The sequence below is a fragment of the Sphingomonas sp. genome (assembly GCF_036402235.1).
Taxonomy (GTDB): domain Bacteria; phylum Pseudomonadota; class Alphaproteobacteria; order Sphingomonadales; family Sphingomonadaceae; genus Sphingomonas.
The window spans coordinates 21,418-38,060 of record NZ_DASWTG010000041.1; the positions used below are offsets into that span (position 1 = coordinate 21,418).

General features: G+C 68.1%; 12 protein-coding genes. 6 read left to right on the plus strand and 6 right to left on the minus strand.

What is annotated here, in order from left to right; genetic code table 11:
• Positions 1-133: 133 nt before the first annotated feature.
• A complete protein-coding gene (locus tag VGD28_RS08105) occupies positions 134-532 on the plus strand; it encodes a JAB domain-containing protein (RefSeq protein ID WP_331027827.1) in 399 nt (132 codons plus the stop codon).
• A 141-nt stretch (positions 533-673) separates the two neighbouring features.
• Here VGD28_RS08105 and VGD28_RS08110 read toward each other — a convergent pair whose 3' ends face one another.
• The 4 genes from VGD28_RS08110 to VGD28_RS08125 all read right to left on the minus strand — a co-directional run bounded on the left by VGD28_RS08110 (position 674) and on the right by VGD28_RS08125 (position 6,660).
• Positions 674-1,453: a class I SAM-dependent methyltransferase gene (locus tag VGD28_RS08110; RefSeq protein ID WP_331027828.1), complete on the minus strand. Its 780-nt coding sequence runs from the start codon at positions 1,451-1,453 to the stop codon at positions 674-676.
• Complete coding sequence (gene prfB / locus VGD28_RS08115; RefSeq protein ID WP_331027829.1) at positions 1,450-2,577, minus strand: peptide chain release factor 2; 1,128 nt, start codon at positions 2,575-2,577, stop codon at positions 1,450-1,452. The genes VGD28_RS08110 and prfB overlap by 4 nt, the downstream gene beginning before the upstream one ends.
• A 123-nt stretch (positions 2,578-2,700) precedes the next feature.
• Complete coding sequence (locus VGD28_RS08120; protein ID WP_414714478.1) at positions 2,701-5,211, minus strand: penicillin-binding protein 1A; 2,511 nt, start codon at positions 5,209-5,211, stop codon at positions 2,701-2,703.
• Positions 5,212-5,412: 201 nt separating this feature from the next.
• Complete coding sequence (locus tag VGD28_RS08125; RefSeq protein ID WP_331027830.1) at positions 5,413-6,660, minus strand: N-acetylmuramoyl-L-alanine amidase; 1,248 nt, start codon at positions 6,658-6,660, stop codon at positions 5,413-5,415.
• A gap of 464 nt (positions 6,661-7,124) precedes the next feature.
• On the opposite strand from VGD28_RS08125, the gene VGD28_RS08130 reads away from it, so the two are divergent.
• The 5 genes from VGD28_RS08130 (at position 7,125) to VGD28_RS08150 (ending at position 13,822) form a co-directional block, all read left to right on the plus strand.
• Complete coding sequence (locus VGD28_RS08130) at positions 7,125-9,764, plus strand: ribonuclease E/G (RefSeq protein WP_331027831.1); 2,640 nt, start codon at positions 7,125-7,127, stop codon at positions 9,762-9,764.
• Between the two features lie 132 nt (positions 9,765-9,896).
• Positions 9,897-11,246, plus strand: coding sequence for a M48 family metalloprotease (locus tag VGD28_RS08135; RefSeq protein WP_331027832.1), 1,350 nt, complete (start codon positions 9,897-9,899; stop codon positions 11,244-11,246).
• A complete protein-coding gene (locus tag VGD28_RS08140) occupies positions 11,243-11,995 on the plus strand; it encodes a DsbA family protein (RefSeq protein WP_331027833.1) in 753 nt (250 codons plus the stop codon). The genes VGD28_RS08135 and VGD28_RS08140 overlap by 4 nt, the downstream gene beginning before the upstream one ends.
• A gap of 118 nt (positions 11,996-12,113) precedes the next feature.
• Positions 12,114-13,055, plus strand: coding sequence for an ABC transporter ATP-binding protein (locus tag VGD28_RS08145; RefSeq protein ID WP_331027834.1), 942 nt, complete (start codon positions 12,114-12,116; stop codon positions 13,053-13,055).
• Positions 13,052-13,822 carry an ABC transporter permease gene (locus VGD28_RS08150; protein WP_331027835.1) on the plus strand — a complete coding sequence of 257 codons (771 nt, stop codon included), beginning with the start codon at positions 13,052-13,054 and terminating at the stop codon, positions 13,820-13,822. Before VGD28_RS08145 ends, VGD28_RS08150 begins: the two co-directional genes overlap by 4 nt.
• A 143-nt stretch (positions 13,823-13,965) precedes the next feature.
• Here the strand turns inward: VGD28_RS08150 and VGD28_RS08155 are convergent, their stop codons facing one another.
• Both VGD28_RS08155 and VGD28_RS08160 read right to left on the minus strand, forming a co-directional pair.
• Positions 13,966-15,825, minus strand: a complete 1,860-nt coding sequence (locus VGD28_RS08155; protein ID WP_331027836.1) for a CocE/NonD family hydrolase — start codon at positions 15,823-15,825, stop codon at positions 13,966-13,968.
• A gap of 54 nt (positions 15,826-15,879) precedes the next feature.
• Positions 15,880-16,587, minus strand: a complete 708-nt coding sequence (locus tag VGD28_RS08160) for a CPBP family intramembrane glutamic endopeptidase (protein WP_331027837.1) — start codon at positions 16,585-16,587, stop codon at positions 15,880-15,882.
• Positions 16,588-16,643: the final 56 nt, after the last annotated feature.

Here is a 16,643-nt window from a genome sequence, read left to right on the forward strand (position 1 = left end):
CATGGGCGCGGGCCAAGCTGTGGATCGTCTTGCATCCGATATGGAGCAAAGTGCTCCGTCAACCGAGTCAGACTGGTCCGTCGCGGAGACGCCTCGGCTCGACGGATTCCGCGGGTTCCGGAACGATGGCGTCATGGCGTTGCAAGCGTCTCTCCCATCCCCCGGTACGCCGTTCGAAGCGATCGGCAGGCTTGTCGCGGACAGCGTCGCCGGGGAAAGGGTGGAGGTGGCCGCCTTCGCCTATTGCGACGATGCCGGGCGCATGCTCGGTATCCGCCACGCCCGCAGCGACGCGGCGGACGCGGTCGATCTGCCGGTGCGGCGGGTTGCGATCGATGCGCTCAGCCTCGACGCGGCGGTGGTGGTGATGGCGCACAACCATCCCCGCGGCGAAGCCTGGCCGAGCCAGGCGGATCGCGAAGCGACGCGGCGGCTGGCCGATGCGCTGCGCACGCTCGGCGTGCGGCTGCACGAGCATCTGGTGGTGGGCGCGGGCGAGGCGTGGAGCTTCCGCGCGGCGGGGTTGCTTTAAAGCACAAATTAATCCTCCCCCGCCAGGTGGGGAGGTGTCAGCAAGGCTGACGGAGGGGGCGGATGCCAGACCGCCAGCGGTGCGCGTCCTCCCCCTCCGTCGCCTTCGGCGCCACCTTCCCCTGGCGGGGAGGATTGGATCTTATTCGTCAGTGGTCGATTTGGGCTTGGGAGCGCCGGCCTTCTTCGGCGCGGGGCTGAAACGGCAGGCGCGAATGGCTTCGGGCTCGGGGCGCGGACCCTCCGCCTTGAAGGTGGCGAGGTAGCCGCCGGCCGAGGGCATGTCGCGCATCGTGACCAGTTTGTAGCCGACCGCGGCGAACTCGCATTTGAGCAGCTCGGGCGGGGTGCCGTGGTTCTGCGTCTCGCGATCGGCATCGACCACCACGACAAGGCCGTCGGGGCGCAGCGAGGGGCGCATGCGCCACAGGAACTCGTACGGCGCCTCGATCTCATGGTACATGTGAACCATCAGGATTCGGTCAAAGCTGTTGCCCGGCAGCTTGGGGTCTTCGGACTCGCCCAGGCGCACGCTGACATTGTCGAGCCGCTCGCGCGACACGCGCTGGGCGAGTCCCTCGACCACCCCGGGAATGATGTCCTCGGCGAGCACCCGGCCCTTCTTCCCGACGCGCTGGGCGAGGCGGATCGTGTAATAGCCCTCGCCCGCGCCGATATCGGCGACGGTGGTGCCGGGCCTGATCTCGGCCAGGTCCATCACCGTATCGGCTTCGTTCAGGCGGTCGCGCGCTTCCTCGGTCGACCAGCGGGCGGAGACGATCGTCGCGACCGGACGGTCGGCGGCGGGGAAATTGAGTTCCTCTTCCGGCTCGGGCTTGGGCGTCGGGCGCGGCTGCGTGGCGTCGCACCCTGCGATGGCAAGGGCACCCAGCAACAGCAGCGAGGCGCCCCTTGGCCTCAATCCACGTCCTCCACCTCGACCGTCTCGCCGGTCACGCGCTGTGATAGCGCAGCTGCCATGAACGGGTCGAGTGCCCCGTCGAGCACATCTGCGGGCGCGGTGGAAGTGGTTCCGGTGCGCAGGTCCTTCACCAGCTGATAGGGCTGGAGGACGTAGGAGCGGATCTGGTGGCCCCAGCCGATCTCGGTCTTGGCGCTGTACTCGCCCATCGCCGCGGCCTCGCGCTTGGCGAGCTCAGCCTCGTAGAGGCGGGCCTTGAGCATCCCCATCGCGGTCGCGCGGTTCTTGTGCTGCGAACGGTCCTGCTGGCTCGCGACGATGATGCCGGAGGGAACGTGGGTGATGCGCACCGCCGAATCGGTGGTGTTGACGTGCTGGCCACCGGCACCGGAAGCCCGGTAGGTGTCGATCTTGAGGTCGCTCTCGTTGATCTCGATGTCGATCGAATCGTCGATCACCGGATAGACCCAGACCGACGAGAAGCTGGTGTGGCGGCGCGCCGAGCTGTCGTAGGGCGAGATGCGGACCAGGCGGTGCACGCCGCTCTCGGTCTTGGCATAGCCATAGGCGTTCTCGCCTTTGATCAGCAGCGTCGCGGACTTGATCCCGGCCTGCTCGCCGGCGTGATAGTCCATCAGCTCGACCTTGAAGCCGTGGCGTTCGGCCCAGCGCGTGTACATGCGCTGGAGCATCTCGGCCCAGTCCTGGCTCTCGGTGCCGCCGGCGCCCGAATGGACCTCGAGATAGGTGTCGTTGGCGTCGGCCTCGCCCGAGAGCAGCGCCTTGACCTTGTCCTGTTCGGCCCGCTCGGCGAGCGCGGCGAGCGCCTGCGTGCCCTCGACCGCCATCGCCTCGTCGCCCTCGGCCTCGGCCATCTCGATCAGCTCGGACGTGTCGGCAAGCTCGCGCTCGATCGCGCGCGTCGCGGCGATCGATTCGTCGAGCCGGCGGCGCTCGCGCATCACGTCCTGCGCTTCCCTGGGATTCTCCCACAAGGTCGGGTCCTCGACGCGCGCATTGAGCTCGTCGAGCCGGCGCAGCGCCTTGTCCCAGTCGAGGAAGCGGCGCAGCAGCGCGAGCGCTTCGTTGATCTTGTCGGCATGTGCCTGCGCTTCGGCGCGCATCGTATCGAACCTTTCAAAACTTGGCCGTCATCCCAGCGAAAGCTGGGATCTCAAGCCGCAAGCGAGCGGCCTGAGGCACGAGGCCCCAGCTTTCGCTGGGGCGACGCAGATTAAAAACGCCCGCTAGTAGATTCCGCCCTCGCGTTGCAAGAAGTCGCTGTCGCGCGGGCCTTCGCGGCGCACCGCCTTCTTGGTCGCCTCGGCCTTGGGCGCGGCCTCTTCCTCGCTGCGGCGGGCGCGGCGGCGCGGCTCGCTCTCGGGCTTGAACGCCTCCCAGATCACCCCCGCCTTGGGATCGGTGCCCGGCCAGGCGCCATAGACGCGGCGTCCGCTGGCGCGGTCGATGCGGACCATGCGGATGCCGGCTGGCGCGGTGAAGGGCAGCACATCGAGCCCCTCATAGGCCTTTTGCGCGAACTGCTTGAAGATCGGCGCGGCCAGCGTGCCGCCCTGCGCATAGCCGCCCAGGTTGGTGGGCGTGTCGTAGCCGATATAGACGCCGGCGATCATCTGCGGCGTGCCGCCGATGAACCACACGTCGCGCGGGCCGTTCGAGGTGCCGGTCTTGCCCATGATCGGGCGGTTCAAGTCGCGCAGGATCGTCGCGGTGCCGCGCTGGATCACGCCTTCGGTGATGTGGACCATCTGATAGGCGCTCATCGCGTCGATCACCTGGCGCGAGCGGATGACGGGGCGCGGCATCGGCTTGCCATCCCAGTCGGGCATGTTGCAGCGGTCGCACGCGCGCCAGTTCTGCGGCCAGATCACCTTGCCGTGGCGGTCCTGCGCGAAGTCGATCAGCGAGGGGGTCAGCGCGCGGCCGTGATTGACCAGGATCGAATAGGCGTTGACCATCCGCATCACGGTCGTCTCGCCCGCGCCGAGGGAATAGGAGAGGTAGGGCGGATATTTCTGCGCGCTGACGCCCATGCGCTGCATCAGATCGACCACCTTCTCCATGCCGGTGGCGTTCGCCGCCTGCACGGTCATCAGGTTGCGCGACTGCTCGATGCCCCAGCGCATCGTCTTGGGCCCCGCGCCGCGCGTGCCGCCGAAGTTGCGGAAGCATTTCTGGCCGAGCGCGGCGCCCTGATAGACGCAGAACGGCCCGTCGACGATGATCGAGGCGGGGGTCATCCCGTTCTCGAGCGCAGCGGCGTAGACGATCGGCTTGATCGTCGAGCCCGGCTGGCGCTGCGCCTGGGTCGCGCGGTTGAATGCCTGCACCGTGGCGTCGAACCCGCCCTGCATGGCAAGGACGCGGCCGGTATTGGGGTCCTGAACGACCATGCCGCCCGAAACCTTGGGGATCGAGCGCAGCGCGAATACGCCACCCTCGGGCGCGACTGCGATCACGTCGCCGCGCTTCAGCGCATTGAACGCCGCGCCGCCCTGGCCGCGCACCGGCATCTGCGCGCCGGACGCGGGGAGCGTGCCGGTGCGCCCGTCACCGAAGCCGATCTCGGCGCTGCCGCCGCTCTTGGAGATGACGATCGCGGGGCGCCAGTCCTCGTAATCGAGGTTGATGTTGGTATTGAGCAGTGCCGCGCGCCAATTGTCGCCCTCGAACGCCACTTCACGCATCGGGCCGGACCAGCCGCGGCCGCGATCATAGCGCAGCAGGCCGTCGCGCAGTGCCTTTTGCGCCGCCTTCTGGATCTCGGGATCGAACGAAGTGCGAACCCACAGGCCGCCGGCATAGACGCTGTAGGGGCCGGCCTTCTCGGTTTCGCCGAAGCGATCGAGCAGCAGACGACGAACTTCCTCGATGAAATAGCCGCCGAGCGGGTCGGTGCTGGGCGACTTGCGCGGCACCGCACCGAGCGGTGCGGCGACGGCCTCGTCATGCGCGGCCTGATCGATATAGCCGTTCGCCAGCATCTGCCCGAGCACCCAGTTGCGCCGCTCGATCGCGCGGTCGGCATGCCGCTCGGGCATATAGTTGGAGGGACCCTTGGGCAGGATCGCGAGATAGGCGAATTGCGGGAGGGTCAGCTGCGAGAGGTCGCGGTCGAAATAGGCGTGCGCCGCCGCCTCGACCCCGAAGGCGTTGCGGCCCAATGCGATCTGGTTGAGGTAGAGCTCGAGGATCTGCTCCTTGCTCAACGTATTCTCGATGCGGAAGGCGAGGATCGCCTCGCGCGCCTTGCGGACGTAGCTGACCTCGTTGTTGAGCAGCAGGTTCTTGGCGACCTGCTGGGTGATGGTCGAGGTGCCGCGCGGCGTCTCGCCGCTGGTCAGCCCCTGCCATGCCGCGCGGACCAGGCCGGGATAGTCGACGCCGCCATGGTCGAAGAAGGTCTTGTCCTCCGCCGACAGGAACGCGCCGACCAGCAGCTTGGGATATTCGTCATAGGACAGCTCGACGCGGCGCTCGCGCGCATAGCTGCGCAGCGGCGTGCCGTCGCCCTGACGGACATTGGTGGGCAAGGGCGGCTCATAGGCGCGCAGCATGTCGACTGAGGGCAGATCGCGCAGGAACAGCGCCCACAGCAGCACGGTGCCGACGCCCGAGAGCAGCGCCAGCCAGGCGAGCACGCGGAACCACCAGCGCTGGCGGAGCGCCGCGAACCGGCCTCCGGCATTCCCGCGCATGAACTTCAGCCTGAAATCGGGTTGGGTCGCTTCCGCCATCGGGGCGGGGTTTAGCAGGATTGAGCGGGCTTGCCAGCCGGGGATGCGGCGGGGCGTTCGGGATGAGAAAATCCTCCCCCGCCAGGGGGAGGTGGCAGGCGCAGCCTGACGGAGGGGGCGGACGCGATCACGCCCGTCGGGTGTCCTCTCCCTCCGTCGCCTTCGGCGCCACCTCCCCTTGGCGGGCGAGGATATGGGGATCTACCGCGCCGCCATCCGGGTCGCGAAATGGATCGCCACCGCGCGGCTTACGCTCTCCGCCACGCGGCGGCGGCCATCTGCCGAATTGAGGAAGGCGGCGTCCTTGGCGTTGGAGATATAGCCGGTCTCGAACAGGATCGACGGCACGTCGGGCGCCTTGAGCACCAGCAGCGATGCCATGCGGTGGTAATTGTCCTTGACCGGCATCAGTCCCTGCGCCTCGCGCCCCAGCAGGCGGGCGAACTTGGCGGAAGCGTTCATCGTCTCGCGCTGCGTGAGGTCGATCAGGATCGAGGAGACCTCGCGATTCTGGCCGGCAAGGTCGAAGCCGGAGAGCAGGTCGGACTTGTTCTCGCGCGCGGCGAGGCGTGCGGCCTCCTTGTCGGAAGCGACCTCGGACAGAGTGTAGACGGTCGCGCCGCTCGCCTCCGCATTGTGCGCGGCGTCGCAATGGACCGAGATGAACAGCGCGGCGCCCAGCTTGCGCGCGATCTCGAACCGGTCGCGGTGGAGGAGGTAGCGATCGTCCTCACGCGTCATCGCGACCCGGACGCGGCCCGACGACAGCAGTTCGTCACGGATGGCGCGCGCGGTCTTGAGCGTCAGGTCCTTCTCCTGCAGCCCTTCGGCCGAGATCGCGCCGGGGTCGTGCCCGCCATGACCGGCGTCGATCACCACCAGCGGGCGGCTGTCGTCGCTGCCCTGGATCCGCGGCAGCTTGAATGCGGCGGCGCGCGCGGGCACGGGCACCGAGACGCTGTAGCTGTGGCGGCTCGACGCCCGAGTGAAGCTGAACGGAGGCAGGAAGCTCATCCGCCCCTCGGCGGCAGCACGGGCGAAGCGCGAATCATCGACCGTGCGCAGCTCTAGCGTGAGTGCGGTGCCGTCGGCGGAGAAGCGGCCCTCCGTCACGATCGCGGGGCGGGCGAGGTCGAACACCACGCGCGAGCCGTCGCCGCGCGATGCCTGGCGCACGCTGCTGACCGGACCGCCGGCCTCGGCGCGCGCGCCCGGCATCGCGCCCGTCAGGTCGAGCGCGATGCGATTGGGACCCGCGAGCACGAAGCTGCTCGCCGCCGCCACCCGCTCATCGAAGCGGATGACGATGCGGTTCGACTGGACGTCGATATCGCGGATCGTGCCTGCCCAACTCGGCGCGCCGCTGAGCCAGCCGGCGAGGAGGGCGAGGAAGAAGGACACCCGGGCGATATGCCGCGCCGGGCTGGGGGGGGTCCAGCCCAAAAGCATGCACTTTACTCACATGATCAATTCCCTGACCCGAGCGGGACTAGGGCGCTGCGCCTTCAAACAGGGTGAAGCAACGCGGTTAATCGACAATTCGGCATGTTTTTGCCGAAATGGGTGGCAAGGCCTTGCCGGTCGGCGCGCGGCGGGCTGATCCGTTGCGCGCCCGGTTGCAGGGTGCTACGCATCGCCCGACCGGCTTGTGCCGGCCGTTCGCCGCCACCCTGTTTCGGCGGTAATTCAGGTTGATGCTGTGATGTCGCAATTTCCCCGTCGCTCCGATCGCCAGGCCCCTGCGGCCGGCCGGTGTGCGACGGCGGAGCATCCGGGCCGCGGGCTCGGACGTGCGCCCACAGCAGACGCAAATCTTCAAACCAGTTTCGACCGCGCCGCCCTGGGCAGCGCGGTCGGCATCATTGACCGCGTGCCGCGGCTGACAACCGCTCGGCGCGCCCGGAGAACAATAAATGACCATGCGTATGCTGATCGACGCACGCCACCGGGAAGAGACCCGCGTGGCCGTCGTCAAAGGGAACCGAATCGAGGAGTTTGATTTCGAGTCCGCCGAGCGCAAGCAGCTCAAGGGCAATATCTATCTGGCCAAGGTGACCCGCGTGGAGCCCTCGCTCCAGGCGGCGTTCGTCGAATATGGCGGCAACCGCCACGGCTTCCTGGCCTTCAGCGAAATCCACCCCGATTACTACCAGATCCCCAAGGAGGACCGCGAGGCGCTGCTTCGCGAGGAGGCCGAGCATGCCGCCGAGGAAGCGGCGCTGCGCGAAGAGGCCGATGGCGACGACGACCAGGATCATGACGACGAGGAAGGCGGCGACGTCGAGGTCGTCGAGCGGCCCGCCGAGGAGGATGAGGAAGCCGCCGAGGGAGCCGATGGTGAAGGCGAGGACGGCGGAGCCAATAGTGGCGGGCGCCGCCGCCGCGGCCGCAAGGGCAGCGACGATCAGGTCGAGGCGCTGCGCCAGCGCCGCATGAGCCTGCGCCGCCGCTACAAGATCCAGGACGTGATCCGCCGCCGCCAAGTGCTGCTGGTCCAGGTCGTCAAGGAAGAGCGCGGCAACAAGGGCGCGGCGCTGACCACCTATCTGTCGCTCGCCGGCCGCTATTGCGTGCTGATGCCCAACACCGCGCATGGCGGCGGGATCAGCCGCAAGATCAGCTCGGCGGCCGACCGCAAGCGCCTGAAATCGATCATGTCGGACCTCAAGCTCCCGCCGACGATGGGCTGCATCGTCCGCACTGCGGGGCTCCAGCGCACCAAGACCGAGATCAAGCGTGACTTCGACTATCTCGCCCGGCTGTGGGACGAGATCCGCGAGAAGACGCTGCAGTCGTCAGCGCCCGCGCTGGTCTATGGCGACAGCGACCTGATTAAGCGCGCGATCCGCGACATCTACAATCGCGACATCGAGGAAGTGATCGTCGAGGGCGAGGAGGGCTATCGCCACGCCAAGGACTTCATGAAGCTGCTGATGCCGAGCCACGCCAAGAAGGTGAAGCACTACAGCGACGCGGTGCCGCTGTTCCAGCGCGCGCATGTCGAGGACCAGCTTGCGGCGATGTACCACCCGGTGGTGCAGCTCAAGAGCGGCGGCTATCTCGTGATCAACCCGACCGAGGCGCTGGTCTCGATCGACATCAACTCGGGCCGCTCGACGCGCGAGCATAATATCGAGCAGACCGCGACCGCGACCAACCTCGAGGCGGCGCAGGAGATCGCGCGCCAGCTGCGCCTGCGCGACATGGCCGGGCTCGTCGTCATCGACTTCATCGACATGGACCACGGATCGAATGTCCGGAAGGTCGAGAAGGCGATGAAGGAAGCGCTCAAGAACGATCGCGCGCGCATCCAGGTCGGCCGCATCAGCGCGTTCGGCCTGATGGAGATGAGCCGCCAGCGCCTGCGCACCGGCGTGCTCGAGGCGTCGACCGTGACCTGCCCGCATTGCGAAGGCACGGGCCTGGTCCGCACGGCTTCGTCGGCGGGCCTCTCCGCGCTGCGCCTGATCGAGGACGAGGCCGCGCGCGGCCGCGGCTCGCTGCTCACGCTGCGCTGCAGCCAGGAAGCGGCCTTCTACGTGCTCAACAAGAAGCGTGCGGACATCGCCGAGATCGAGGACCGCTATGGCGTGACCGTCGAGATCCTTTCGGACGGCGAGCTCGAAGGCGCGCGCATGTCGGTCGAGGCCAGCGGGCCGCCCCCCGCGCATGCGCCGAAGTTCGCCGCCGCGATCGAGGAGATCGAGGAGGACGTCGTCGAGGAGATCGACGAGGAAGAGGACGAAGAGGAAGTCGAGGCCCGCGAGCCGCGCCGCGAGCGCAGCGACCGGGGCGAGGGCGAAGGTGAGGGTCGCAAGCGCCGCCGTCGTCGTCGTGGCCGCCGTGGTCGCCGCGACGAGGAGAATGGCGAGCGCCAGGAGGCGGAGGATGCCGCCGACGAGAGCGAGGGCGAGCCGGAAGAGGCCGATGAGGCAGAAGCGCCCGCTGAAGCTGCCGGCGACGAGGGCGAGCCGCGCAAGCGTCGCCGTCGCGGCCGCCGCGGTGGCCGCCGCGGTGCCGCGGGCGAGGGCGGCGAAGGTGCCGAGGCCGAAGCCGGCGAGACGGCCGAGGAAGCGGCTGCCGAACCGGTGACGGTGGAAGCCGAGCCCGAGCCGGTTGCCGAGGAAGCGCCGGTCAAGCCCAAGCGTACGCGCCGCAAGAAGGCTGATGCCGAGGCCGCCGGGCCCCCGGTCGCCGCGATCGACGAGGCGACCGCTGCGGCAGGCATCGCCGCCGAGCCGCAGCCCGTGGTTGCCGAGGAAGCGCCGGCCAAGCCCAAGCGCGCGCGCCGCAAGAAGGCCGATGTCGAGGCGGAAGCGCAAGCCCCCGCCGCCGAGGCTGCACCCGCAGCTGAGGCTGCCGCCGAGCCGGTTGCGGAGGAAGCACCGGCCAAGCCCAAGCGCCGCAGCCGCGCCAAGGCGGCCGCGCCGGTCGCGCAGGACCTGGAGCCGGCAGCTGCCGTTACAGCCCCGGCCGATGGCGAAGCGGAAGCCGGCGAGGGCGAAGGCGGCGAGCCGCGCCGCGGCTGGTGGCAGCGCACCTTCGGAGCGTGATGTGTCGAGCGGCGGGGATGGCTCCATTCCCGCCGCTCACGCATCGTTCATGCGGCTCGCCCCATCCCGCTCCGGGGCGTGCGGCAGTGACGGCCGGTTGATCGCAGGGGATAATCCGCCATGATGCCGGCCATGCAGCGCTTCGTATCGCTCTTCGCGCTCCTGCTGCTCGTCTGCGTCACGAGCCCGGCTTTCGCCCAGTCGATCCTGCGCGATGCCGAGAGCGAGGCGCTGCTCGCGGACATGTCGCGCGACCTGATCAAGGCCGCCAATCTTCAGCCCAACAACGTCCGCATCATCCTGATCAACGATCCGTCGATCAACGCCTTCGTCGCCGGCGGGCAGGCGGTCTATATCCATTCGGGCCTGATCGACGCCGCCAGCAGCGCCAACGAGGTGCAGGGCGTGATCGCGCACGAGCTCGGCCATGTCACCGGCGGGCACGTTCCGCTGGGCGACCGCATGGCCAAGGGCGCGACCGGCATCACCATCCTCAGCCTGTTGCTCGGCGCCGCGGCGATGGCCGCCGGCTCGGCGGACGCGGGCATGGGGCTGATGCAGATGGGCCAGCGCGCCGCGCTCGGCAATTTCCTCGCCTTCAGCCGTGCGCAGGAGGCCACCACCGATGCCGCGGGCGTCAAATATCTCTCCGGCGCCGGGGTCAGCGGGCGCGGGATGCTCGATTTCTTCAAGAAGCTGCAGCAGCAGGAATATCGCTGGGGCCTCAAGCGCGGCGGCGAGCAGAGCTATGTGATGAGCCACCCGATGTCGGGCGACCGCATCGCGACGCTGACCGCCGATCTCCAGGCCGACCCGGCATGGAGCAAGCCCAGCGACGCGGCGCTGGAGGAGCGCTTCCGCCGCATGCAGGCCAAGCTGCGCGGCTATGTCTCCGATCCCAAGGACACGCTGCGCCGCTATCCCGAGACCGATGTGACCGTGCCGGCGCGCTACGCCCGCGCCTATGCCTATCACAAATCGGGCTATCCGCAGCAGGCGGCCGCGGAGGCGGCGGCGCTGGTCCGGGCCGAGCCGCACAATCCCTATTTCCTCGAGCTCGAAGGGCAGATCCTGCTCGAATCGGGCAAGCCAAAGGAAGCGATCGCGCCGCTGCGCGAGGCGACCGAGAAGACCAACTTCCAGCCGCTGATCGCCACCACCTTCGGCCACGCTTTGCTCGCGGTCGAGGACCCCGCGCTGCTGCCCGAGGCCGAGAAGGTGTTGCGCCAGTCGGTGGTGCGCGACCGCGAGAACCCCTTCGCCTGGTATCAGCTCGGCATGGTCTATGAGCGCAAGGGCGACAGCGCGCGCGCCGCGCTCGCGACCGCCGAGCGATCGAGCATGATCGGCGATATGGGCCGCGCGCTGCCCAGCGCGCAGGCGGCAATGGCGGGGCTGCCGCAGGGCTCGCCCGACTGGATCCGCGCGCAGGACATCGTCATGGCCGCGCAAGCCGCGATGCAGGACAGGAAGAGAAGGTGACCGATTCCATGGTGAAGAGTCCGCTGGCGCTCGTCGGCCTGATGGCGCTGTCCGCGGCGCTCGGTGGCGGGATCGTCCTCGGGGCGCAGGCGCTCGTGCCCGCCAGTGCCGGGAACGCGGACAAGGCGCGGATCGGCGAGGTGGTGCGCGACTATGTGCTCGAGAATCCGGAGATCCTGCCCGAGGCGATGAAGCGCCTGCAGGAGCGCGAGACGGGCAAGGCGGTCGCGTCGAGCCGCCCCGCGATCACCCAGCCCTATGCCAGCGCCTGGGAAGGCAACCCCAAGGGCGACGTCACCGTCGCGGTCTATATGGACTATGCCTGCGGCTATTGCCGCGCCAGCCTGCCGATGATCGCGCGGCTGGTGGCGGAGGATGCCAATGTCCGCATCGTCTATCGCGAGCTGCCCGTGCTGAGCGAGGTCAGCCGCACCGCGGCGCGCTGGGGCCTGGCGGCGGCCGAGCAGGGCAAGTTCAAGCCGTTCCACACCGCGCTTTATTCGGCGGGGCAGCTGAGCGAGGGGTCGATCCGCGCCGCGGCGGCAGCGGCCGGGCTCGATACCGCGAAGGCACAGGCAGCGCTCGCTTCGCCGCAGGTGGAAGGCGAGATCGCCCGCAACCTCGAGATCGGCGGCAAGCTCGGCATCACCGGCACGCCCAGCTGGGTGATCGGCGATCGCGTCATCTCGGGCATGGTGCCCTATGAGGTGCTGCAGCAGACGGTGCAGGCCGCGCGCAAGAAGGGCTGACCCGCGTCCGTACGGGCGCGAGCGGAGCCGCCCGGTAAAAAATCGAACGAAGAACGAACATTGCGGGTTGCGCGAGGCGCATCCGTCCCTACATCGCGCGCAAATCAGGGGGCCTTCCATGCAGCCGATCCTCTCCGTTCGCGGTGTCAGCAAGACCTATGCCTCGGGGCACAAGGCGTTGGGATCGGTCGATCTCGACATCAACAAGGGCGAGATCTTCGCGTTGCTCGGCCCGAACGGCGCGGGCAAGACCACGCTGATCAGCATCATCTGCGGCATCGTCACGCCGAGCTCCGGCACGATCGTCGTCGACGGGCATGACGCCTTGTCGGAGCCGCGCGCGGCACGGATGAAGATCGGGCTCGTGCCGCAGGAACTGTCGGTCGACATGTTCGAGACGGTTCAGGCGACCACGCGCTACAGCCGCCGCCTGTTCGGCCGCGCGGGGCATGACGACTATGTCGATCAGGTGCTCAAGGACCTGTCGCTCTACGACAAGCGCCACAGCAAGGTGATGGAGCTGTCGGGCGGGATGAAGCGCCGCGTGCTGATCGCCAAGGCGCTGGCGCACGAGCCCGACATCCTCTTCCTCGACGAACCCACCGCTGGAGTCGACGTCTCGCTGCGCCGCGACATGTGGAAGCTGATCGGCAGCTTACGCGAGCGCGGCACCACCATCATCCTCACCACCCATTATATCGAGGAGGCCGAGGAGATGGCCGACCGGGTGGGCGTGATCAACAAGGGAGAGCTGCTGCTGGTCGAAGGCAAGGCCGAGCTGATGAAGAAGCTCGGCAAGCGCGAGATGGACATCGCGCTGGTCGAGCCGATGGCGGCGATCCCGGCCGAGCTGGACGAGTGGCATCTTGCGCTCGAGGATGAGGGCACGCGACTGCGCTACACCTTCGACGCGCAGGCCGAGCGCACCGGCATCCCCTCGCTGCTGCGCAAGCTCGGCGACCTCGGCATCGCGTTCAAGGATCTCGATACCTCCAAGTCGAGCCTCGAGGACATCTTCGTCGACCTTGTCGAGCGCCGGGACGAGGAGAAGGCGGCATGAGGGGCTTCAACCATCACGGCGTCTGGGCGATCTACCGATTCGAGATGGCGCGCGCGCTGCGCACCTTGTGGCAGAGCCTGGTCACCCCGGTGATCACCACCGCGCTCTATTTCGTCGTGTTCGGCGGCGCGATCGGCAGCCGCATGCAGGAGCTGGACGGCGTCGCCTATGGCAGCTTCATCGTGCCCGGCCTGATCATGATGAACCTGTTGCAGCTGTCGATCTCCAACGCGTCGATCGGCATCTATTTCCCCAAGTTCACCGGCACGGTGTATGAGCTGCTCTCCGCGCCCGTCTCCGCCATGGAGATGGTGATCGGCTATGTCGGCGCCGCGACGACCAAGTCGATCGCGATCGGCCTCGTCATCCTGTTCACCGCGATGCTGTTCGTCGACGTGCCGATCCGGCATCCGTTCGTGATGATCGCGATGCTAGTGCTGACGTCGGTGACGTTCAGCATGCTCGGCTTCATCATCGGCATCTGGGCCAAGGGCTTCGAGCAGCTCTCCTTCGTCCCGGCGCTGATCGTGACGCCGCTGACCTTCCTCGGCGGCGCCTTCTACACGATCAACATGCTGGCGGAGCCGTGGCGGACGATCAGCCTGGCCAATCCGGTGGTCTATCTGGTCAGCGGCTTCCGCTGGAGCTTCTTCGGCACCGGCGACGTGTCGATCGGGGTCAGCCTGGGCTTCACCGCGGCGTTCCTGGCGGTATGCCTCGGCGTGATCGGCTGGATCTTCAAGACCGGCTGGCGGCTGAAGAACTGAGGTAAAAATCCTCCCCGGAACGGGGAGGGGGACCGCCGCCGAAGGCGGTGGTGGAGGGGGTCCGAGGCAATGGAATCCCTCGCCTCGGACCCCCTCCGTCAGCGCTTCGCGCTGCCACCTCCCCGTGCCGGGGAGGATTTAGTTCACCCCGCCACCGGCAGCGTGATCATCGATCCGGCACACACCCGCTGGGTCGCCTTCACGAAGTCCCCCGGCTTCGCCTTGTAGATGTTGGGCACGAACGTTTGCGGGTTGCGGTCGATCACCGGGAACCAGCTCGACTGGACCTGCACCATGATGCGGTGGCCCTTGCGGAACACATGATCATGGTCGCGCAGCGGCACGTTCCACGCGACCACCTTGTTCGGCACCAGTGGCTTTGCCGTCTCGAAGCTCTCGAGCCAGCGCCCGCGGCGCACCTCCATCGCGATCGGCAGCTGGTAGCCGTTGAGCGTCTTCGGGTAGTCGCCGAGCGCGCTGGACTTGGTCGTCAAATCATAATCGTCGGGCAGCACGTCGATCAGCTTGACCACCATGTCGCTGTCGGTGCCCGAGGTCGATGCCTGCAGCGTCGCGCTGATCGCGCCGCTGACGGTCAGATCCTTGTCGAGCGGCGCGCTGACATAGGTGAGGACGTCCTGCCGCCCGTTCACGAAGCGCTGGTCCGCCGCCTCCCACCAGCGCCATTCCTGCGAGGGATAGGTGACCGAGATCGGCCGCTCGCGGTACGGCACCGGGTTGGCCGGATCGGAGACATATTCACGGCATCCTTCGCCCGCGGGCGCGGTGAAGGACAGCGATCCGTCGGCATGGAGATAGAGGCTGGTCGCCTTCGTCCCTGCCGGCGGCCATTTGGCGTAGTTCTTCCACTGCCACGACCCGCTCTGGAAGACCTTGGCCTCGCCCCTGGGCTGCGTGCCCTTGCCGTGCAGCCAGTATGCAAAGAACGGCGCCTCGATATCGCGCATGAACTCGGTGCCGCTGGGCTTGCCGAAGTTGACGTAGCCGAGATTGTCGCCCGCGCTCTTCCAGCTGCCGTGGTTCCATGGCCCGGCGACGATCATGCTCAGCCCCTTGGGATCGTCCTTCTCCATCCGCTCGTAGATCTTCCAGCCGCCGAGCGGGTCCTCCTGGTCCCAGAAGCCGACCACATGCAGCGTCGGCACGGTGGTGCGGCCGAGCCGGTCGGTCCACACCTGCCGCTTCCAGTGATCGTCGTAATCGGGATGCTCGATGATCTGGGTCAGCATCGGCACGCTGCCCTTGAAGTGCAGCTTGTCGAGATTCTCGACCGGGCCGAGCTTCAGGAACCAGTCGTACATATCGACCGGCGGCGGCCCGCCGGGATTGTAATCGAAATCCTCGCCGTCCTTGTTGTTCTGGAGGCCATAGGTCCAGTCGGTGAGGTAGGAGAGGCGGAACGCGCCGTAGCGGTGGAGGTCGTCGTTCATCCACCAGTCGTTCCACGCCGCCTGCGGGCTCACCGCTTTCAACGCGGGATGCGGCCGGGCGAGCGCCACCGCCGCGGCATAGCCGGGATAGGAGCCGCCGGTCATGCCGACGCGGCCGTTGTTGTCGGCGACGTTCTTCACCAGCCAGTCGATCGTGTCATAGGCGTCGCTCGCCTCGTCGGGCGCGTTCGAGCCAGCGGGGGACAGCGCCATCGACATGGCGAACACGCCCTCCGACTTGTAGCGCCCGCGCATGTTCTGGAAGACGAGGATATAGCCGTCCTCCATCATGTACTTGATCGACGCCGGCACCGCCCTGGGCGCTGCGCCCGGCACGCCATAGGGGGTGCGCTGGAGGATCATGGGCAGCTTGCCGGGCTTGCCCGCGGGGCGCAGGATCACCGTCTGCAGCCTGGTGCCGTCGCGCATCGGGATCATCACCTCCTGAAAGGTGAAGGCGGCGGCCGGGGCCTGCGCCGTCGTTGCCTGATGTGCCGGGGCGGGGGCAGTCAGCGCAGTTGCGAGGGCGGCGGCAAGAAAGCGGCGGTACATCAACTCATGTCTCCCCGTTGTCAGGCGGGAATAGAGGCGCGGCGCCTGCCGCTGTCAATCGGCCTGCGGACGCAGCAGCGCCGGGCGCAGGACGAGGCCGTTGAGGTTGAGCAGCGCGTGCACCAGCATCGCGAACCACAGCTCGCCCGTGGCCAGGTAGAGCGTCGCGAGCAAGGTGCCCGCGACTGCCGAGAAGATCATCCCCGCCCAGCCCTGATAGCGGTGCGCCCCGGCGAAGAGCAGCGTGGCGAGCGCGAAGCCGAGCGGTGCGCTGCCCGTCGCCAGCGCCGCGAACAACGGCAAGGCGAGGCGGAAGAACAGTTCCTCCACAATCCCCGCCGCGATGCCCAGCGCGGCGGTCCAGCCGAATTCGCCGCGGCGGCGGGGCAGGATGCGGTCGATATCCCCGGCGCTGAACGGCCGCCGTCCGCGCCGTAGCTGCCAGCGCGCAAGGAGAAGGCCGATCAGCGCTCCTCCGCAGAGGCCCGCAAGCACGGCCACCTTGAACGCCGCCCCGCCAAACCCGGCAAAGTCGCGTGCCGTCATCGCCAGCGCGGCGAACTCGACGGGCAGGCGGGCAAGCGCGTCAAGCCGTCCGCCGATCGCCAGTACGACGAGCGCGCTCGCCCCAAACGCGAGCGGCGCGCGGCGCATCCAGCGGCGGTATCGGGCGATCCGCCCGGTGCCCGGCGGCACCCCGCCGCCCCGGAGATACCAGGCATAGGCGGCAATGAGAGCCGCCAGCAGCAGCCAGTGCGTCAACCGTGCCGCCTCGGAGGTGGCGACATCGTTTGAATCCCTCTCTTCGTTCCGTCATT